The 20,044-nt window shown below is 65.1% G+C and carries 18 protein-coding genes; 2 read left to right on the top strand and 16 right to left on the bottom strand.

Annotated features, from left to right (window positions below; genetic code table 11):
- Nucleotides 1-18: 18 nt before the first annotated feature.
- Nucleotides 19-522, bottom strand: a complete 504-nt coding sequence (locus HB634_RS06850; protein WP_213948047.1) for an RDD family protein — start codon at nt 520-522, stop codon at nt 19-21.
- 236 nt (nt 523-758) lie between these two features.
- Here HB634_RS06850 and HB634_RS06845 point away from each other — a divergent pair, with 236 nt between their 5' ends.
- Together HB634_RS06845 and HB634_RS06840 are read left to right on the top strand one after the other, a co-directional pair.
- On the top strand, nt 759-1,637 hold the full coding sequence (locus HB634_RS06845) for an NAD(P)H-binding protein (RefSeq protein ID WP_213948046.1): 879 nt from the start codon (nt 759-761) through the stop codon (nt 1,635-1,637).
- Nucleotides 1,638-1,666: 29 nt separating this feature from the next.
- Nucleotides 1,667-2,194, top strand: a complete 528-nt coding sequence (locus HB634_RS06840) for a carbonic anhydrase (protein WP_213948045.1) — start codon at nt 1,667-1,669, stop codon at nt 2,192-2,194.
- 30 nt (nt 2,195-2,224) lie between these two features.
- Here the strand turns inward: HB634_RS06840 and HB634_RS06835 are convergent, their stop codons facing one another.
- From HB634_RS06835 to HB634_RS06765, 15 genes are all read right to left on the bottom strand, one after another.
- Nucleotides 2,225-4,102 carry a cation-translocating P-type ATPase gene (locus HB634_RS06835; protein WP_213948044.1) on the bottom strand — a complete coding sequence of 626 codons (1,878 nt, stop codon included), beginning with the start codon at nt 4,100-4,102 and terminating at the stop codon, nt 2,225-2,227.
- Nucleotides 4,099-5,139 carry an SPFH domain-containing protein gene (locus HB634_RS06830; RefSeq protein ID WP_213948043.1) on the bottom strand — a complete coding sequence of 347 codons (1,041 nt, stop codon included), beginning with the start codon at nt 5,137-5,139 and terminating at the stop codon, nt 4,099-4,101. Before HB634_RS06830 ends, HB634_RS06835 begins: the two co-directional genes overlap by 4 nt.
- Nucleotides 5,136-6,080 carry an SPFH domain-containing protein gene (locus HB634_RS06825; protein ID WP_213948042.1) on the bottom strand — a complete coding sequence of 315 codons (945 nt, stop codon included), beginning with the start codon at nt 6,078-6,080 and terminating at the stop codon, nt 5,136-5,138. The genes HB634_RS06830 and HB634_RS06825 overlap by 4 nt, the downstream gene beginning before the upstream one ends.
- Complete coding sequence (locus HB634_RS06820) at nt 6,077-7,954, bottom strand: SPFH domain-containing protein (protein WP_213948041.1); 1,878 nt, start codon at nt 7,952-7,954, stop codon at nt 6,077-6,079. Before HB634_RS06820 ends, HB634_RS06825 begins: the two co-directional genes overlap by 4 nt.
- Nucleotides 7,951-8,700, bottom strand: coding sequence for a ZIP family metal transporter (locus HB634_RS06815; RefSeq protein ID WP_213948040.1), 750 nt, complete (start codon nt 8,698-8,700; stop codon nt 7,951-7,953). Before HB634_RS06815 ends, HB634_RS06820 begins: the two co-directional genes overlap by 4 nt.
- A complete protein-coding gene (locus HB634_RS06810) occupies nt 8,697-10,625 on the bottom strand; it encodes a CocE/NonD family hydrolase (RefSeq protein ID WP_255548413.1) in 1,929 nt (642 codons plus the stop codon). Before HB634_RS06810 ends, HB634_RS06815 begins: the two co-directional genes overlap by 4 nt.
- A gap of 39 nt (nt 10,626-10,664) precedes the next feature.
- Entirely contained in the window at nt 10,665-11,435 is a 771-nt protein-coding gene (locus HB634_RS06805) for a hypothetical protein (protein ID WP_213948039.1), read from the bottom strand.
- A gap of 6 nt (nt 11,436-11,441) precedes the next feature.
- The gene (locus tag HB634_RS06800; RefSeq protein ID WP_213948038.1) at nt 11,442-12,725 is read right to left on the bottom strand and encodes a GTP-binding protein; all 1,284 of its coding nucleotides are present in this window, start codon (nt 12,723-12,725) and stop codon (nt 11,442-11,444) included.
- Nucleotides 12,726-12,749: 24 nt separating this feature from the next.
- Entirely contained in the window at nt 12,750-13,490 is a 741-nt protein-coding gene (locus HB634_RS22835) for a DUF3299 domain-containing protein (protein ID WP_345777470.1), read from the bottom strand.
- Nucleotides 13,487-14,743 carry an FtsX-like permease family protein gene (locus tag HB634_RS06790; protein WP_213948037.1) on the bottom strand — a complete coding sequence of 419 codons (1,257 nt, stop codon included), beginning with the start codon at nt 14,741-14,743 and terminating at the stop codon, nt 13,487-13,489. The genes HB634_RS22835 and HB634_RS06790 overlap by 4 nt, the downstream gene beginning before the upstream one ends.
- A gap of 2 nt (nt 14,744-14,745) precedes the next feature.
- Nucleotides 14,746-15,462 (bottom strand): ABC transporter ATP-binding protein, encoded by a 717-nt coding sequence (locus HB634_RS06785; protein ID WP_213948036.1) that lies wholly within the window; start codon nt 15,460-15,462, stop codon nt 14,746-14,748.
- Nucleotides 15,459-15,983 (bottom strand): DUF2796 domain-containing protein, encoded by a 525-nt coding sequence (locus HB634_RS06780; protein ID WP_082879009.1) that lies wholly within the window; start codon nt 15,981-15,983, stop codon nt 15,459-15,461. Before HB634_RS06780 ends, HB634_RS06785 begins: the two co-directional genes overlap by 4 nt.
- A gap of 72 nt (nt 15,984-16,055) precedes the next feature.
- Nucleotides 16,056-17,348 carry a phospholipase D-like domain-containing protein gene (locus HB634_RS06775; protein ID WP_255548412.1) on the bottom strand — a complete coding sequence of 431 codons (1,293 nt, stop codon included), beginning with the start codon at nt 17,346-17,348 and terminating at the stop codon, nt 16,056-16,058.
- A 43-nt stretch (nt 17,349-17,391) separates the two neighbouring features.
- The gene (locus HB634_RS06770) at nt 17,392-18,906 is read right to left on the bottom strand and encodes an efflux transporter outer membrane subunit (protein WP_213948035.1); all 1,515 of its coding nucleotides are present in this window, start codon (nt 18,904-18,906) and stop codon (nt 17,392-17,394) included.
- A gap of 14 nt (nt 18,907-18,920) precedes the next feature.
- On the bottom strand, nt 18,921-20,039 hold the full coding sequence (locus tag HB634_RS06765) for an ABC transporter permease (RefSeq protein ID WP_255548411.1): 1,119 nt from the start codon (nt 20,037-20,039) through the stop codon (nt 18,921-18,923).
- Between the last annotated feature and the right edge of the window lie 5 nt (nt 20,040-20,044).

The following is a 20,044-nucleotide window of genomic DNA, read 5'->3' as shown; positions in this document are numbered from 1 at the left end:
AGTCCTGCCGGGTGAAAGTCAGAGGTGGACGACGATGGTGTCGGCCATGTAATCGTGCGCGCAGCGCCGTTCGTCGCCGAAAATCATCAGCATGTCCACGAGATTAAGCATGGGCCCGACCACAGGGACGAAGGCGACCGCACGCACCACGAAGATCCGCAGGACCAGGATGCGCCACAGGTCGCATCGGCTACCGTCTGTGCGAACGATCGCGATGCTCATGGCACGCTTGCCCAGGGTCTGGCCGAAGCGTGAAAGCAGGACGATATTGCCGATGAGCAAGGCGAGGCCGAACACGCCGAAGACGATGATGCCTGGGAGCGCGGAGACCCGCCCCTCGTTGACGCCACGGCCCACTCCCCCCGCCAGTGCGGTGATCGCCACCAGCACGAACAGGACGACGCCATCGATAAGGACGGCGGCGAGACGCGCCCCCCGCGTGGCCTTGTTCGCCCGCCGGTCCGCCAGCGACCGCGGTGGCTCGAGCTCTGCCCGCGGCGCGGCGTAGAAATTGTCATCCATTCCCTGAAACCCCCTGGGCGCCCCCCGGCGCCGAAGCGAGTATAGGCAGGGTGCGGTCCGGCCGCAAAGAGGGTCCGGAACGCCCATGCTGAAACCGGATAGGTCTTAGCCAAAACCAACGGCTACCGGGCCTGGGGGGCCGGGAGGATAGTCATCCCATCGGAACGGAGCGCCCTTTCAAAGGCGCCCGACCGAAGAGATTTCCACCTCCCGCTTCTCTTCCAGGAATACCCGTCATGTCCAAGAAAGTACTGATCACGGGCGCCACCGGTGACACCGGCCGCGCCGCCGTCCGCGAAGCCCTGGCCCTCGGCCTCGATGTCCGCGCCATGGTCCGCCGCCACGACGACCGCTCCGCCGCGCTTGCCGCCCTCGGTGCCGACGTGGTCCTTGGCGACCTGCAGGAGGTGAACACGCTGCGTGACGCCATGCAGGGTATCGAGTCGGCCTACTTCGTCTATCCGGTCGCCCCGGGTTTGCTCGCCGCCACGGTGAACTTCGCCCAGGCCGCCAGGGAAACGGGAGTGAAAACGATCATCAACCTTTCGCAGCGCTCGGCCGACCGTGAGTCCACGAGCAACTCCTGCCGCGATACGTACATTTCAGAGGAAGTGTTCAACTGGTCCGGTGTCCCGGTCGTCCACCTGCGTCCGACCTACTTCCTGGAATGGCTGCTCTACCCCTGGCAGCTGCCGTACCTGCAGAAGGGCATCCTGCGCATGCCCGTCGGCAAGGGTCGCCACTCGCCGATCGCTGCCGACGACCAGGGCCGCGCCATTGCCGCCCTGCTGAAGAATGCGGATGGCTACGTGGGCAAGATCGTCCCGCTGTCGGGTCCGGTCGAAATGGACCACGAACAGATGGCTGCGGAGCTCACCGAGGCGCTCGGCCGCAAGATCGTCTTCCAGGACCTTCCTGTCGACGAATACGCCCAGTCCATCACGGCGATGGGCGTTCCCGCTTACATCGTCCAGCACCTCAGTGGCGCGATGGTCGACTACCAGCACGGCCACATGGCCGGTGCCGACAACAACGTCGAGACGATCACCGGTCGCCGCTCGATGACCGTGGGCGAGTTCGCCCGCCTGCATGCCGACCAGATCAACGGCAACTGATTCCCTTCATCCACTTCTTTGAGGTCGTTATGGACGTCATCACCCAGTTCGTACAACGCAACGCCGAGTTTGCACGGCATGGCTTTCACGAAGAACTCAAGATCATTCCCACGTTGAAAACGCTGATCCTCGGCTGTGTCGACCCGCGCGTCGATCCCATGGATATCCTGAAGCTGGAACCAGGCGAGGCGGCGATCATCCGCAACGTGGGTGGGCGCGTGAACCCCTCGCTGTTCGAGACCATGAAGATTCTCAGCACCGTGTCCAAGGCTGGCGGTGTGGAAGTCGGTAAGGACTGGAACCTGGTGGTTCTCCAGCACACCCAGTGCGGCATCAACGGTTGCTACCACAACGCGCCGGAGTTGCTCGCACCGTATATGGGTGTGCCGCTGGAACAACTCGATTCACTGGCCATCACGGACCCGTACAAGGCGGTCGTCATCGACGTGGCTGCACTGCGGGCCCACCCTGTTCTTGGTCAGAACTTCACGATTTCGGGCCTGGTCTACGATGTCACCACGGGCTTGATCGAGACGATCGTCCCGCCGGAAGCGTGAGGCGCGTCTGGGGATCCCGCAACGTCACCCCTATCTTCCCCTCTCATCAAACTTCAACAGACGCCCCGCACTCGCCAGCACGACGAAGGCAGCGCAGTTCTGTAGAACCGCTGCCGTCAGCGCTCCACCACTCCGACCGCCGCTGGCCAACGCGAGTGCGATGAGCACGACGGTCCAGACGGCACTTAATGCAAGATTGAGCTGAAGCGTGCGGCGCGCCCGGCGGCCGAGACGAACACAGGTGGCGACACGGGAAAAGTCGTGTCCGGTGAGCACGACATCCGCCGATGCGATGGCGATGTCGCTGCCCTGCCCGCCCATGGCGATGCCCACGGCGCCGGCCCTCAGCGCCAGTGCGTCATTGATGCCGTCGCCGACCACGATCGGTCGTTGTCCCGCGTCGACCATTTTCCTGACGAAAGCCATCTTGTCGTGCGGCAGTGCGCCCGACACCACCTCGTCGAGGCCGACGAGCGCCGCGACACGGCGGGCTTCGCCGGCGCGGTCGCCGGTGAGCAGCGCTTGCCGGTCGATGCCTAGACCCCGCATGGCCTCGAGCGTCTCCGCCACGCCGGGTCGGACTTCATCCGCCAGCAGGACCCAGCCAAGAAACCGAGCGCCTTCGGAAACACCCGCCACGGGACCGGCGTGCGCAGGGGCCGGATTAAACGTCACGCCGTGGGCGGTAAACAACTCTTCACGGCCAAGCAGCACCGGACCCTGCGTGGTCACGGCAGCCATGCCGAAGCCGGCCTGCTCATGCACGTCCGCAAGGACGACCTCGTCGTCACCGGCAAGATGCGCCAGTGCACGACCGACCGGATGACTGCTGACGCGCCCGAGTGCGCGGGCGACCGCGCTGAGATGCCTGGATTCGACGCCTGCCTCACACCGAACCCCCACGACGCGAAGTTGACCCGTTGTCACGGTGCCCGTCTTGTCGACCACGAGTGCATCCGCATCGGCGAGACGCTCGAGAAAGATGCTGCTCTTGAGGAGGATGCCGTGGCGCGCGGCGACACTGACCGCGGCAAGTGCCGTGGACGGCGCGGCAAGCACCATGGCGGAGGGGCATGCGGCGACCAGGAGTGCGAGGACGGCGGCGGAGTTGAGCGTCGTAAACCAGACCATCGCGGCGAGCAGGATGACCAAGAGCAGGTATTTGCCCGCGTAACGTTCAAGAAGGCGAGTGACGGCCGGCTTGCTACGTTCGGCTTCCTGCATCAGGGCCACCACCCTGCCCAGCGCACTGTCCTCGCCGATGCGCGTCACGCGCACGAGAAGCACGCCGTTCAGGCTCACTGAACCACCCAGCACCGTTTGCCCGACCGTCGCTTCCACCGGCAAGGACTCGCCCGTCAGCGATGCGGTGTCCAGACTCGCCATGCCGTCGACCACGACCCCGTCGGCCGGCACTTTGTCACCGGCTCGCACTTCCACGATGTCATCGGGCCGAAGCCGCGCCACATCGATCGATTCGACCCGACCACCGGTGGCGACGCGGCGAGCCACGGCCGTGGTGAGGTTCGACAAGGCTTCGACTGCTTCGCGTGAGCCGAGCAAGGAACGATCCTCCAGCACGCGTCCGACCATCATCACCACCGGCAACAGGGTGGCCGTCACGAAATCGGCCGAGACCCAGCAAGCAATCACCGCAAGGGCCACGAGCTGGTCGACGACACCGTGCAGGTCAGGATGCCGAAGGCTGCGAAAGGCGGCCGCCATGACCGGGCCACCCATCAGGAGCGCCGCAAGCGCGGTGAGGAGTTGCCGCTCGACGGTCAGGGTGTCGGATGCCACGCCGATCAGCCACGCTAGCCCAAGCAAGCCCAGCGACCAGAGGACAAGAACGATGCGCAGGCGCCAGCCGCGGCGCTCGCGGCTCGTGAGGAGTGCGGCTCCGTTCACTGGCCCACCCCCGGCACGATAACGTGACCGTTGGTGCCTGCCGGAACGGTGTCGACGCGCTCAGCCACGTCGAACAGTGATTTGATCCGCTCCCGGTATACCTGGTCGAGCACCGTGGCATGACTCATGGTCGTGCTCTTGCCAAGGGCGAGCACCAGGGCCGAATTCGCCTCGGCCGCACTCACGGTCTCCTGCGCCCTGGCGCGCGCTTCGTCGAGGGTTTGCGCACGGGTTTGCTCCGCTGTCTGCCGTCGGATTTCCGCTGTGGTACGCGCCTGCGCAAGGGCACGCTCGACCTGTTGCGACACCTGGAGCACGTTGTCGAACGAGGCTTTGGCGCCGGCGGGAATGCTGGCGACGACATCGGTGCGCGCAACGTGGATGCCGAGGCCGTTCCGGGTGCGCCCCATGGCGTCCAGTCGCTGGTTGATAAGGGCAACGACGTCGGTGCGAAAGCGTTCCCGGCGCGCGGCATAGGAAGGGTCGTCAGAGCGTTCCGGACGAGCGACGAGGATCGAATCCAGATCCCGACTGGCACAGATTCGAACAGCGGCCGCCACGACGGCCCGGCGCAGCGCCGGCTCGACGTGCTCGGCAGAAATGACGTACGCCGTCGGGTCCGTGATCTGATAGAACACCGTCACCCTCAGGTGCACGATGCCGCCGTCGCCGGTCAGGAAGAACCAGGTGTTCTCGCGCGCCTCGTCGTTGACGATATAACCCGTCGACAACTCGTCCCCCGGTGGCGGCAATGAACCGCCGATCTCCAGTGTCTCGGGAGAAAACTGCACTTGTCGCCCGGGCGACGGCAACACGGTGATGCGATCGATCGGGGCCGGCCATGTCACCAGAAGTCCCGGCCCGCTTTCACGAATGACCTGACCGAAGCGAGTGACGACAGCCTGGCTGTCCGGTGTGATGCGGGAAATTCCCGTCACGGCCCATGCCGCGCCGAGTAGCCCGACCAGACCGAAGAGCAGGCGAAACGACCACTTGAGCGCGTCGCCAAGCAGCGACGTCGATGGGATCTCACTCATGGCCGGGCTTTCACGGGCGCAGCGAGGTGCGGCACCGGTCCGTCAACCAGCAAACGGAAGGGGGCCGCGTCCGTGCGCAGGACCAGGCGCGTGCTGGGCGTTATCGTGGCATCGAGCGTGTCGAACGAGCGCAACAAGGTGTACAGCGCGGGGTCGGACGTATACGCCTGTTGGTAAACCGTAGCGGACTTGACCTGCGCATCGGCCTCGATGGACGACGCCTCGGCCTTGGCGCCGGCGATCGCGATGCGCGCGTCACGCTCCGCTTCGGAGACGACCTGGGCCGCCTCGCGCTGGCCTTCCGCCGACCGCTGCGCGGATGCCGTGTCGCGCTCCGCCTTCATTCGTTCGATGGTTGCCTGCAGCGCTTCGGTCGACAGGGTCAGGCGCTCGATTCCCGCCTGCTCGACATCGACGCCGTAAACCGCCCGCGCCTGCTGGCCCACCAGGGTTCTCAGGCGCTCTTCGAAGGCTGCCAGCCGAACCTTGTCCGGGTCGGTGTTCACCAGTTGTGCGAGATCGAAACTGCTGGCGGTGATTTCGAGTGACGACGCCATGAGGCTCCTGAGCTGCGACGCGGCAATATCCGGCTGGTTCTGCACGGCGCGCAGGTAGCGCTCAACCGCATCCGCGTCCTGGGGAACACGCCAGACCACGTACGCCTGGACGAGGACGCGAAGGCCGTCGCGGGTGCCCACGTCCTGCAAGCCACTGGACGTGGTTCGAAGACGCAGGTCGATATCCGTGGTCGCCTCGATCGGCGCTGGCCACTTCAGCGCACCGCCAGCGGTGACGAGTACGCGTACCGGCTTGCCAAGGCGCGTGATGACGACGCCCTGCCCCGGGCTTACGACGACGAAGGACGCCGCAGCCACGGCGAGGCCGACGATGACTGCGGCGACGAGCCACCGTGCGCCGTGGCGCATGTTGGAAGCGTTCAAAGGGTTCCCCCTGTGGACCCGGCGAACGGCCGCAAGTCCAGCGTGGTTTGGGTGCCGTCGATGCGATGGTCGACGACGGTGAGATGCGCCTTACTCAGGTCATTGCGAAGGTGGGTCAGCCAGCTCTCGAAAACAAAGACATCGCGTCCGGCAGCGAGGCTTCGCGTGTCGGCTTCGAAGGTCGTCCTGGTCGCGGTCGCCGACGCCAGTTGCTCCGCTGCCCCGGCTTTTGCAAGGTTCACCGTGCGCAAGGCGTCCTGACTGGCCGAACCGCGTAGCGCGAAAGCACGCGCACGGCTGTCGAAACGCATGGCGTCCGCGCGGATCGCCGATGCCTGGACATTGTGGTACGCGACCGCCGCCGCGGGAGGTGGATGAATGGCTTCCACCACGACGCCGACGATCGCAATACCGGCGTGAAAGGCACTGACCTCGGCCTGCAGGTCACGCCTGAACCGTTCGACGAACGCGCTACGGTTCTCCCCCAGAAGCTGATCTAGGGTGGACGTTGCAAAGTGCGAGACGAGAAGGCGGCCCGCCGAGACGCGTATCAATCCCGTCGCGTCGGATGTTCCATACACGGAGTCGAGTACCTCGTCGTGGGTGTCGGGCACGCGAAAGATCACGCGAAGGTCGACGTTGACGATCTGGAAGCCCTCCCGCCCTCCCGCGCTGCTTGCGATGAGATAACTCGCCTCGCCGGGATGACTCGCGTCCCATAGCCGGTCAGCAGGCGGTTCGGGAATGGCTTCGGCATCCATGCCGGCATCGACATCCGCGCGGCCTGCACTGGCAAGCTCGGCAAGCAACCTGCCCCCGGGCCGCGCCGAGAAGACGATCGGCATCTGATGGACGACCCCCAGCTCGATGGTCCGCGTGCGCGCCAGCGGCCACGGCGGGTGAATGTGCAGACCCGGACCGATGAGCGCGACCGGACGTCCCATGCGTTCGACGACCGCACGCTCGTCGACGCCCAGCACCGTCACGCCCGTAGCGAGCCAGGCGAACACGGCGAGAGCGGCGGCGACGGGCAGCGTCGCGCGCAACGCATACGCGAGCACCCAACTCTGTGACAGGTCGATGCCATAGGATTGCCTGAGCCAGTCGCTCCCACGCGACACGCTCGGCCATTGCAAACGTAGCAGGCTGGCCGTCCATGTCAGGGCCGCCGAGCTCCGTTCGGCGAAGGGGCGCGCCGGAGCGAACAGGAGCGCGGTCGCGCGGATCATCGCTTCGGCCGCCGCAAGAGAAACCAGCGCGAGTGGCACGAAGGCCAACCACTCCGCCCAGATGTAACCAAGCGAAGCAAAGAGTGTCGCCGCGCCGAGGACGAGGGTGGATACGAGCGGAATGCGCACCACCGACTCCACCGCCGGACCGGACGCGGTTGAACGTACGGCGAGAAAGCGCTGCAGCACGAGTAGCGGCATGCCGGCAACGAGGAGGATCGCCGCCGAATACGGGGCCGGTGCGCCCATGGCCTGGGCAACGGCCTTGAAGAGGCTCGCAGCGACGATCAGGCACACCCCACCGCCGCCGAAGGCGATGGAACCCGGAAGCCAGTCGCCGATCCAGTCGATACCATCAAGACGGCGGCGTGCCTCACGGGCGGACAGCACGCCTCGCGCAAACGCGGTGTTGGCGGGAAGTCGGCGGTAAACCATGGCGCGGAACGGTCCGACCCATGCCTCTGGCCGCCCTCGCACCTGCACCGTCACGCCTTCGCTGAACAAGCCGGTGGCGGCGAACAGTAACGTAAGCCCCAGGACGCGCACCGGCACGCTTGCCGAAGCAAGACAGGTGATAGCGCCAACGAAAAGCACCGCGCCCAAGGCATGGTGCGCATAGGCCGGCAGTGAGCGCTCGATGATCATCCCTGCTCCATGCGCGCTGCCAGCCACATCACCAAGAGTCCCGCGGACGCCCCAATCACGGGAGCCGCTCGCTGGTTAGGCGCAAGCCTGGCCCATATGCCCGGAAGAATGTCCGCGAGCGCGACATACAGGACGGTGCCCGACGCCGCCGCCAACGCCAGCCCCAGGCCACTGGGCGACAACGGAACAAGGTTCATCATCAGGGCCCCGGCCGGCACACCCAGGGCCATCAACACCGACAGCGCGAACGCATGGCGCGGCGGATACCCACCCGCCACCAGCACGCTCGCACTGCTGAGTTCGCGCGGCACCTCGTGAAGGGCTATCGCCAGCATCACGGCGATACCTGCGGACTCGCCGGCGAGGAAGGCTGCAGCCACGATGACGCCATCCACCAGGTGATGCACGAAGTCCCCGGCAAGATTCATGCGCGCAAATGGCGTACGTTGCGTGCTCTCCAACGACGGCACGAGCGGTGCGCGTCGAACCCAGCTCTCCACCACGACAAGCGCCAGCGCACCCGCGGCGAGCGCCAGCATGACGTGGTCGAAGGGCTGCCCGGTCTCCAATGCCTCGGGCAGGACATGGAGCAAGGCGTCGCCGACGAGAAGACCGACAGCCAGCGACTGCAACCACACCAGCCACGGCGACAAGGCGCCGCCCGGCAACCAGACGACGAGGCGCGAAACCAGTGACGTGGCGCCCAGAACACAGGCTGCCAGCAGTACTTCATGCAGAGGAATCATCCCTTCACGACCGGCAACGTGATGACGGTCGCGTCACCGCCACGAAATACCTGTTGCGTCGCTGGCTGGAAATCAGCGGGCGTCGCAAAGAAGATGTTCGGCACGAACCTCTGCGGATTACGATCGTAGAGAGGGAACCAGCTCGACTGGATCTGCACCATGACCCGATGCCCGGGCAGGAACACGTGGTTGGCGTTTGGCAGGCTGAAATCGTACGGCAGCGCGGCGCCGGCGGTGAGGGCCGCGGGCTTGTCGAATCCCGTGCGGTAACGGCCCCGGAAGATGTCCATGGCGATGCCCAGTTCGTAGCCACCCATTTCGGGCTGCTCGGCAACCTGATCGGGATATACGTCGATCAGCTTGACGACCCAGTCGCTATCCGTCCCCGAGGTACTGGCCACCAGGTGAACCTGCGGCGGACCGCTGATGCGTAGCGGCTCGGTGAGCACGGCGCTGGTATAGGTCAGCACGTCCGGGCGCGTGGCGGCGGCACGCTGGTCGTCGGTCAGCCAGTGCTGCCATCCCTTGCCTGCCATCGGTCCGACAGGACGCGGACGGTACGGCACGGGATGGCTCGGGTCGGAGACGAAGCTATCGGAGCCGCTCTCCGCGACGGCGCCCAACTGCAGCTTGCCACCGGCATCCGGGCGAATCGCGAGCGTCGAGGATGCGTCGTTCGTCTCGGGCCACGCCTTCGACGTCGTCCAGACATTCTGGCCGGTGACAAAAGCGTTGACCGGCGCAGGCACGTCCGGCGCGTCCTTGAGATAGTGCGCGAGGAAGGGCCTGAGGATGTGCTGCCGGAAGTAGAGGCTGGTATCACTGCCAAAGCGCACGGCGCCCAGGCTACTGCCATCACCGACCTCCTGGCCGTGGAACCACGGACCGACAGCGAGAAACAACCGCTGGTCGGTGTCGTGGGGTTTCATCGCGTGGTAGACCGCCATGGCACCGTAGATGTCTTCCTGGTCCCAGAGGCTGGCAACCAGCATGGTCGGTACCGAGACGGGCTCGTTGCCGAGCACCTTGTCGACGGCCTGGTCGCGCCAGAACGCGTCGTACGCAGGGTGCTGCGCGACCTTGTTCCAGAACCCGAGTTGTTCCATGCCATAGGCCTTGGCCACCGCGCCTGCGGATACGCCTTCGAGGAAGAACTGATAGTCGTCGGCATAGTTCGACCACCATTTGAGCGTGTTCTTCCTCGATGCCGTCTGCTCGTAGATGTACTCAAGGTTCTGCTGGCGGAACGCGCCATGGTGGAACCAGTCGTCGCCCATCCATCCGTCGACCATCGGGTTCATCGGCACGGCCGCCTTCAGTGCCGGGTGCGGATGAATGATTGCCATCAACGGTTCGAAGCCGTCGTAGGAAATGCCGAGAATGGCCACGCGCCCATTGCTCTCCGGCACGTGTTTCACCAACCAGTCGATGGTGTCGTAGGCGTCGGTGGAGTCATCGACGGGTGTCGGATTGAGCGGGCCATGGAGCGGCCGATTCATGACGTAGTCGCCTTCGGAACCGTACTTGCCGCGGACGTCCTGAGCCACCCGGATATACCCGTCCTGGATCAGGACGTCGCTTGCATCATCGTCGTGGCTTACCGCCACACCGAGGTGACCGCTCTCGACCGCACTCGTCATTTCCGTTGCGTTGTAAGGCGTGCGCGTCAGCAGGATGCCGGCATTCTTCGCATGCCTGGGCACGAGAATGACGGTGTGGAGCTTCGCGCCATCGCGCATGGGAATCATGACGTCGCGTGCCTCGTAATCGAAGGCGTCGTGCGCAGGCTTGAAATGCTCGGGCGTTTCGCTCGGCAACGACGCGTACACGCCTTTCGCGGGAGGTTCCGCGCTTGCCACGGACGACAGGGCCACGGTGAGTGCCGCGGCAAGCAAGGAACGGGAGAACTTCAAGGTCAGGTTCAAGGCGAGGTGTCCTGGTATTTAACGGGTGTGCTGACGAACTCATTGGCACGTCGAAGGTAGGCGCATCACGGCATCGCGAATCTGCTGGGCAGCCGCGTCGGCCGTACCGCTACAGAGCCCCGCCACGCGCCTGCGCGCTTCCGCACGCAGGGCCGTGCATTGCCATGCGCGCGGCGCATCGAGCGGCAGGACGGCATAAGCCACGCCGTTACACGTGTCGGTCGCGCGCTCGGCCAGCGAGCGGCCCCCGAATTCGGCCGAAGCCGATGACAGGGAGGGATCGAAGTAGCTATCGGGAAACGCCGCGGCATAGGCCCCAACGGTCACGTGCTGCCGAAAGGACCCGATCGAGACATCGACAGGTCCGTCGCAGGGCAAGCGGGAGGCCAGCTCGCGGATTCCCGCAAGCAGCGCCGAGCGGCTGCCCGTATGTGGCCCCAGTATGCTTGTCAGTCCGGCGAGCACCGGTAGACGCGCGCGCGCCGCCATGGCGCCGAGTTCATGGGCGTGCGCCGGCGCACACCGGCCGTAGGCTGCCGCCACGGCGAGGAACACCACATCATTTGCGGCTTCAGGCGTGGAGACGAGCGATGGTCCGATGAGAGACAACGCCTGATTGGCTTCGACCTCATGCGCCGATGCATGGTCATGGTCATGGTCGTGCGGCGACGTCGAAGACGGCGTCCCGGCCACGCTGCTCGCATGGTCCCCGTTGTTCGCGGTCCGCTTTGCGACAAGCACGGAAAGCAACGCGGTAAAGAGGCCCGCGACGATAAGCAGGAGGCGCGGACGGGTCAGGAGAACTCGCACGGGTGCTCAATGCTCCGTCAGCGACCACGAGGGGAACGGATCGAACATCCGAAGCCAGGCTTCCGGCCCGCGCGCGAACTCATCGTCCTGCAACAGGCAGGCGTCGAGCGCATGCCGGATATCGGCCTCCGGCATGTCCACGCCGATGAGAACCAACTCCTGACGCCGGTCGCCGAACCTCGGATGCCAGATGTCGAGCAGCGCACGACGCTCGGCCTCATGCGGCAACTCGTTCTCGTCCGGCGCGGACACGCCGAGGTCTTTCAGGGCAAACGGCTCCCGCAGCCCCGCATCCACACGCTTGCGGCTGGCCCACCAATGACCACCCGCCAACGACTCCGTCGAGCCGCCAGCGACGGCAAGGCTTCCCACCCAGTCCATGCGGCTGGCCAGCCAGAAATAGCCCTTGGCACGCAATACACCGGGGATTCCCGCATTAAGCATGTCCATAAACCGTGCGGGATGAAACGGCCGCGCGTTGCGGTAAACGAAGCTCGTGATGCCGTAAGCCTCCGTCTCGGGCGTGTGCTCGCCCATCAGTTCCTTCACCCAGCCTGGCGCTCTCTGGGCACGTTCGTAATCGAAGCGTCCCGTGTTGAGAATGTCCATGAGATCGACTTCGCCGTGGGCGACGTCGACGAGCCGCGCGTCGCGGTTGAGGGCGCGAAGCACGCGCCGCACTTCCCGCCTTGCGACGCCGTCGAGCTGGTCGCATTTATTGACGACGATGACATCCGCAAACTCGACCTGCTCGGTCAGCAAGGTCACCAGCGACCGCTCGTCGTCCTCGCCGGCAGCCTCGCCGCGTTGTTCCAGGCTGTCGCTCGAACAGAAGTCCCGTAGGAAACTCCTGCCGTCGACCACGGTAACCATAGTGTCCAGCCGAGCGACATCCGACAGGGAGAACCCGGTTTCATCGCGGACATGAAACGTAGCCGCCACCGGCAAGGGCTCGGATACGCCGGTCGATTCGATAAGCAGGTAGTCGAACCGGCCCTCGGCCGCGAGACGTTTCACCTCCTGCATGAGATCGTCGCGAAGCGTGCAGCAAATGCAGCCATTGGAGAATTCGACCAGCTTCTCGTCCGTCCGGCTGAGCGCCGCCCCACCGTTCCGCACCAGGCCAGCGTCGATATTGACCTCGCTCATGTCGTTGACGATGACGGCGACACGCAAGCCCTGGCGGTTACGAAGGACATGGTTGAGCAACGTGGTCTTTCCGGCACCAAGAAAGCCGGAAAGCACGGTGACCGGCAACGTGGGGACGCTGGCGGATGCAAGGTTTTTCATGGGGTATCCTGCGAGTCTTTGGTGTTACTCGAATGCACGACGAAGTCTGTCGTCGTCACTGTTGCTGTAGGTTTCGAGCGTGCCGTTATCGACGGCGTACGCAGAGGCCGCGAGCGCGTTCTCGGTCACCTGCGTGTGAAGCACGCCCTTGAGCGTCAGAGGGTCGTAGAGGCTTGGCGTTGGGATACCGTGCGATAGCCGCACGTGCACCAGCATGTTTGGTGGCGGCGGGGGCACGTGGATGCACGCGCCGTAGAACGGCACGAAAAAGAACTCGACCATGTTCCCGTCGCTATCGGACTCCAGTGGCACCACGTAACCCGATAGCCGCACCTTCGCGCCATTGAGCGCCTCGACGGTGTGCAGCGTGCCGATCTGCTTCATGCGCTGGTTGCCGACGTGCAGCACCGGCGGCGCGTTCTCAAGGGCCTTGAAGTCCTCCGGGGGCACCATCTTCGTCCAGTCCAGATCCGCAAAGCCGTTCTCGTCCGGAAGGCCGAGCACGTCGGAACCTGGCGAGGGCGCTGCTTTCGCTACGCCGTGCGCCGCGGCGTAGGCATTGGCGGCCGCGATCCCGGCGGCACCTGCCGCAGCACGTTGCGCGCGCCCGGCATCGGCGTCCGCCTGTGCCCGCGCAAGCGCGCTCGTGGCACCGGAGGCCGGACCATCTGCAACGCTGTCCCCGGAAGATCCGGAACAACCCGCGAGAAAAGCAGCCAGCGCGACGGTCGTACTTACACGAGCAAGCAACGTGACGCGCTTCACAGGCGCACCTGGAGGCCATCGTTCAGCGAACGTCGGTAGGCAATCGCGCCGGGAATCGCGCCCGCGAAGGCTCCCAGAACGATGACGGCAGCCAGCAGCCACCACTCGGTGGCGGACGGTGCGAGCTCCAGTACCAGGCCGGCGTTGGCCAGCAGATAATCGTGTCCGATGGCGACGACGCCGAAAAGAAGCAGGCACCCAAGCACCGCACCGAACGTCGTCAGCAACGTGCTTTCGATAACAAGAAGCGCAAACACGGTACGGGCGGATGCGCCGACCGCCCTGAGGATGGCCATCTCGCGGCGACGCTCGTTCAACATGGCCAGGAGCGCGGTGAGCATGCCGGACATGCCCACCAGAACGACCATAACACTCACGGCCCGAAGCGCATTCTCAGCGGTGCCGATGAGGTGCCACAGTTCACCGAGAGCGACACCGGGCAGCACCGCAAGCAGGGCTTCGTCCGGGTACTCGTTGATGGCCCGCTGCACGGCAAACGAGGACAGGCGAGACTTGAGCCCGACCAGGCACGCGGTAATGGCCGTCGGCGTCAGATCCATGTGGCGCGTACTCTCCGCGCTTGCCTCCAGGCCCGGCAGGCGCATGCCGCCCCGCCAGTCGACATGGATAGCCTCGATAGCTTCGAGGCTCACCGCGATCGTGGCATCCACCGGTGTACCGGTGGGCGCGAGGATGCCCTTGATGCGGAAAGGCTTGTCGGCGTGCAGCGCCGTGGCTGGCCCACCGAGTCCGTGCGCGAGCACGATGCTGTCGCCCACCGTGTAATGCAGTTGGCGAGCGACTTCCGCTCCGATGACCGCGTCGTAGAGGTCCGCGAAGGGGGCGCCACGGGTGAACGACAAGGCCTGCTTCGCCCCATAGTGGTAGTGGACAAAGAAATCCGTCGTGGTGCCGACGACGCGAAAGCCGCGGTGCGAATCGCCGAGGGACAACGGTACGGTCCACGACACCTCCGGCATGGCCCGGATGTCTTCGTAGGTTTTCCAGGTGATGTTGTTGGTCGCCTCCCCCACATGGAAAATCGCGTACAGCAGAAGGTTCACTGGTCCCGACCGGGCACCGACGACAAGGTCGGTGCCCGACACGGTGCTGGAAAAACCGCGTCGTGCGTCGACACGAACGCGCTCCACGCCCAGCAGAAGAAAGACGCTGAGTGCGATGGTGACGACCGTCAGGAGCACGCCCGTACGACGCTGGCGAAGGCTCTTCAGGGCAAGCGAGATGAGGTTCACGATCAGGCCACCATCTGCGAAGGCGGGCGGTCGCCGAGACTCACGGCGCGATCGAAGTGACGGGCGAGGTTCATGTCATGGCTCACGAAAACAACGCCCGTTCCGTGCCGTGTGCACTCGGCAAGCAGGAGGCGAAGGAAAGCGTCGCGGTTGTCCGCATCGAGCGCCGACGTTGGCTCGTCGGCGATGAGAAGCTGTGGACCACCGATAAGGGCACGAGCGACCGCCACGCGTTGTTGTTGGCCGACGCTGAGGTTGCCCGTGCGCGAGCGCTCGACGAGCTGCGCCACCAGGCCTAGCGAGTCGAGAAGTCGAACCGCCTCGGCACGTTGCGCCTGTTGCGTGGTACCTGCGCGTGTCGCGCGCGCCGGGGACCACGCGCAACCGAGCAACACATTCTCGACGGGGCTGAGGAACGGCAACAGGTTGAACTGTTGAAACACATAGCCCAGGTGTTCAGCCCGAAAATGGTCCCGCTGCGAGGCCGATAACGCGGAGAACGGAACGCCAAGCACGGTGACTTCCCCGTGGGTCGCCCGCAGCACGCCTGAGAGCAAACCCAGCAGCGTGCTTTTGCCGCTGCCACTGGGTCCGCACAGAAACATGCGCTCGCCGGGCGCGACGGCGAAGTCATCCATCGACAACATGGCCTCCGAGCCGGGCCACTTGAACTGCAGCCCACGGCACGACACCAGCGGAGCGTCGCCATAGGGAATCATGGGGACAACGTCACATGCGTCATGGGCCTGTCGAGCACCTGCTGCGTGGCACCGTTGGCGGTCACGATGTCGACGACCACACGCTGCAACGCGGGGAAGGCGGCGAACAGGCCGACTTCGACGGCATCGAGTTTTTCGGGAGCCGCACACGTGAACTCATAGGTCACGTCGAAATCAGCGTGTCCGCCGGGCTTGGCATTAACGTCGAAGCCGTCGGCGACGACCTTCGCGGGGGGCGCCGTGCAGTTGGCCCCGCCGGCAGGCACGAGCCATTTGCCTACCCGCAGCGTTTCCCTGGCCTTGGCGAGCGCTTGCGCCTGTTCAGTGGTGGCCGGTGGATGCTCGAAGCCCACGGCGTCGTGACCAGGAATGCTCAGGGCGACCACCAACGCCGGTCCGTCCGATGACACCTGGAGCGTCGCCTGGCCGTGGACATGAGGACCCAGGTGGCGCTCTTCGGCCGGTAAGCGCCCTGCCGCGAGGGCCAGGACGACCAGAAACGGGGCTGTTCGTAATTTCATGTGCGGGTCGACTCGTGTATGTTATAACATAACGTACACGAGAACCTCGGCAGCGCGCTAGTCCCTCCATCGTCAGTGCGTTGTCGCCTCGACGTAGGTCTTGCCAGCCTCCACGGTCGTGACGTAAGGGCCCGACCAGTCACGCTCGAAGATGCGTGTCAGTGTCGCCGCCGGACCCGCTCCCCGCATGAAGACCGATGCGTCTACCGACGTATGGAAGTAACTCGACTCCCAGTTTCCTGTCCCGATGTAGACGCCGCGATCGTCGACCACCGCGTACTTCGCGTGTTCGACACGCGCATAGGGAATGAAGCCCGTCGGCGACGGCGGAACGCGACTGAACTTGACCGTGATGTTCGGCATCAGGCTGAGGCTCTTGAGGTAGCCCTGCATGGGTTCATGAAGTGCCCAGTCGGCCACGATGATCCGGACCTCCACCCCGCGCGCCGCGGCGTCACGCAATGCCGCGTCGACCGGTATCCACCATCCCTTCTCGCCATAGCCACGCAGCGCCGAGAGCGTCATGACCTGCACGCGAACGATGTGCTGGGAACTGTTGATGAGATCGACCAGTGCAGGCTCCTCGGCCGTGACCCAGTCCGGCATCAACGAGGTGGGACTGAACGCCGGATAGGAAACCACGTTGCCTTCGCCAGGCGCGCCCAGGATCTCCGGATCGGTCGCCGTGACCGGGGCGAACGCGAGCGCCGCCGCGGCGTGTTCCCCCGAAGTCGGCGAGGCCGGGCTTCCAGCCAGTTGCCAGTCGAAATCGAACGTGGCACCGAACGTCTGCGCGAAGCGCCGGTTGCGTACGCGAGCCCCTATTTCATGGATCTCGTTCAAGGCGCGCCAGTCCCAGTTCTGGCTCCCGACAAAGACGTCCGCGTTGTCGACCACCATGTACTTGGCGTGCAACACGCCGCCCGTCAGCGTCTTGACCGGCAGCACGCGAATCTCGAAGCCGGGCAAGGCACGGAAACGGTCGACGCTTTCATGGTTGTCCGCGAGGAACGTCTGGTCGACCAGGATGCGTACCTTGACGCCTGCGCGGGCACGCTCGACCAGCGCGTCGAGCACCGGCGCCAGTGGGCCACCCGGTTTGTCGGCGATGTAGAAGGCAGCGATGTCGATGCGGGTGGTCGCGCCACGAATCATCTCCAGCCAGACCGTCTGTGTACGTCGCACGCCCGGCTCGCCGTAAATCGAAGCATCGGGCACGCTCTCGACAATCTCGAAATCCGGTGCCGGGAGCATCTTCTCCCGCGCGTCCAGCGCGCTGGCGGACAGTCCCATGACAAGCAGCGAAGCAATGGCGATCCAGCGCCGCAGGGCGAGCGTACCGACGGGGGGCGGGAGGGGTGACATGGGCGTCCATCTCGAGTGAATGTTATACAATAACACTCGTTTTTTACCGTATGACTGCGGCGGCCGGCACGTCCCCGCCGCCGATGGCCTTGTAGATCGCTACCCGTTTGATAGCGAGCTGCGCATCGCTATCGGCGCGGTCACGCTGGGCCGCGAGCAGTGTCCGCTCGGCATCGAGCGCCTCCATGAACGTGGTTCGTCCGTTCCGGTAGCGAACGTCGGCGAGCGAGTAAGCGTCGCGAGACAAGCGTTCGCGCTCGGCGAGCTGCGCATTGCGCTGGGCTTCCGCCGAGTAAGCGTTCACTGCCGTGTCGATATCCGACCACGCCTGCAACACGCTCTTCTGCCAGGCCACGGCAGCCTCCTGCTGCTGCAACTTGCGCAGCGTCACTACACTGCGGCGGCGACCCATGTCGAAGATGGGCAGGTCCAGGCTCGGTCCGACCGACCAGTGTCGGCTACCCCAGTCACCAAAGTCCCCCGTCTGCAGCGATTCAAAGGCAAAACTGCCGCCCAGGGTGATGCGCGGGTAGAGGTCAGCGATCGCTACGCCGGTATTCGCCGTGGCTTCGTGCAGCTGCGCTTCGGCCTGTCGGATGTCCGGTCGGCGCCGCACGACATCCGAGGGGATGCCCAGCGCCAGGCTCGGGAGGACCGGCTTCGTATCCGCATCAGCGGGCGGCGCCAGCCGCGCCTGCAGGGTCCCGGGTGTCTGGCCGATCAGCACTGAGAGTTGATCGAGCGAATTCGCCTCCTCCGCGAGCAGCGCAGGCAGTCGCGCACGAAGGTCGGAGAGCAGCGCCTGCTGCTGTGTGGTGTCGAGGTCGCTGGCCATGCCACCGTCTGCCCTCGCCTTCATGAGCGTGAAGTGGTCCTGGGCAGCGTCGAGATCAGCACGCGTCAGTGCGATCTGCCGCTGCGTGCCACGCAAAGCGAAGTACCCACGCGCCACGTCGGCGGCGACATCCAGGCGCGCGCCATCGAACAACGCGCCCGACGCCGACACCTGCGCATCCGCCGCTTCGACCGACCGACGTACACGACCCCAGAAATCGGGCTCCCACGACGCGTCGAAGCCTCCCTGGTAGATGTCATAGGGCTGGCTTAGCAACTTCACCAGTGCATCGCGGCGATCGGCAGGTGCGAGTACGTCGATCGTGCGGCTGGTCGCACCATTCTCGCTGGGCCGCTGACGCTGCACGCTGGCCGTCATGTCCACTTGCGGGCCGCGCTGCGCCGCCGTGGTCTGGCGTTGCGCGCGACTCTCAGCGAAACGCAGCGCCGCTGTCTGCAGATCGGGGTTGGCTGCGGCGGCATCTTCCTCCAGCCGGTCGAGCACGGGATCACCGAAAGGCTTCCACCACTCGGCCGAAGTGACGGCGGCATTCCCCGTCGGGACGGCCTCGTGCAGCGAGGCGTCACCAGCACGCAAGGATGACCAGTCGGCCGGCACCTGCGCCTGCGGCGCCTTGAAGTCTGGCCCGACGGCGCAACCGCCCAACAGGGTGATGGTCGCCATCGTCAGCAAGGACAGGGAAAGAGAAGACAGGGTGCGCATGGGGAATACCGGAGTCAGACGAGACGATGACGGAAGAGCCACGCCGAGAACGGCAGGGTCACGGCGGCGATGATGAGCAGCGGCACGATGTCGCCAATGACGGTTCCCAGGCCGACGCCTTCCAGATACACCCGCTGGACGAGGTGGATGGCGTATCGCGCCGGGTTGATGGTGGTTAGCCACTGCATGGCGGTGGGCATGTTGGCAATCGGCGTCGTCATGCCCGACAGCAACACCAACGGCATCATCAGGACGAAGGTGTAGAGCATGGCCTGCTGCATGTTTACGGCCAATGCGGAGATCGCCAGACCGATGCCGACGCACGCCACGGTAAATACCAGCAGGCCGATGTACAGCGTCACCAGCGAACCTGCCATGGGAATGTGGAACCAGAGCGTCGCGATGAGAAGAATCAGTGTCGACTGGACCAGGCCAACGAAGATGGAGGGCACGGATTTGCCGATCATGATTTCCGCCGGTGTGCATGGCGTCACCAGCAACTGGTCGAAGGTGCCCTGCTCCCTCTCACGCGCCACCGAAAGCGCGGTGAGCATGAGCGTCTGCAGCATGCTCAGCACCGCGATCATGGACGACATCATGAACCATCGCGTCTCGAGGTTCGGGTTGTACCAGGCACGCACGTCCACGGTGAGCGGAGCAGCGCCACCGCCGTGGCTCTGCCGCCAGTCCGCATTGAAGCGAGAGACGATGGTGCCCAGATAACCGGAGGCCGTGCCCGCTGTCGTCGAGTTACGGGCATCGAGGATCAGCTGCACGGGTGTGGTTTCGCCCGCGCTGAGCCGTTGCTCGAAACGAGGAGCGATGTGAAGGACGAAAAGCACCTCACCGGCATCGACGATGGGGGCGATGTCGTTTTCGTTGTGGAGCGTCGCCACGCGACGGAACACGCCGGAGCCTTCGACATTCGCGATCAGTTGCACCGCCGCCGGGCCGTGATCCTGGTCCAGGAGCGCGTACGGCGCCTGACGCAGGTCCAGCGTCGCCGCGTAGCCGAACATGAGCGACTGCAGCAGGGCCGGCACGAAGAGAAGCACACGACTGGCCGGGTCCTTCAGGATGACCTGCAGCTCCTTGCGACAGAGATTGGCCACGCGGCGGAGGAAAGCGAGCATGGCAT

It is taken from the genome of Luteibacter sp. dw_328 (genome assembly GCF_018449605.1).
Taxonomy (GTDB): domain Bacteria; phylum Pseudomonadota; class Gammaproteobacteria; order Xanthomonadales; family Rhodanobacteraceae; genus Luteibacter.
The sequence above is the reverse complement of the archived record's forward strand: the minus strand, read 5'-3'. Positions and strand labels throughout refer to the sequence as shown.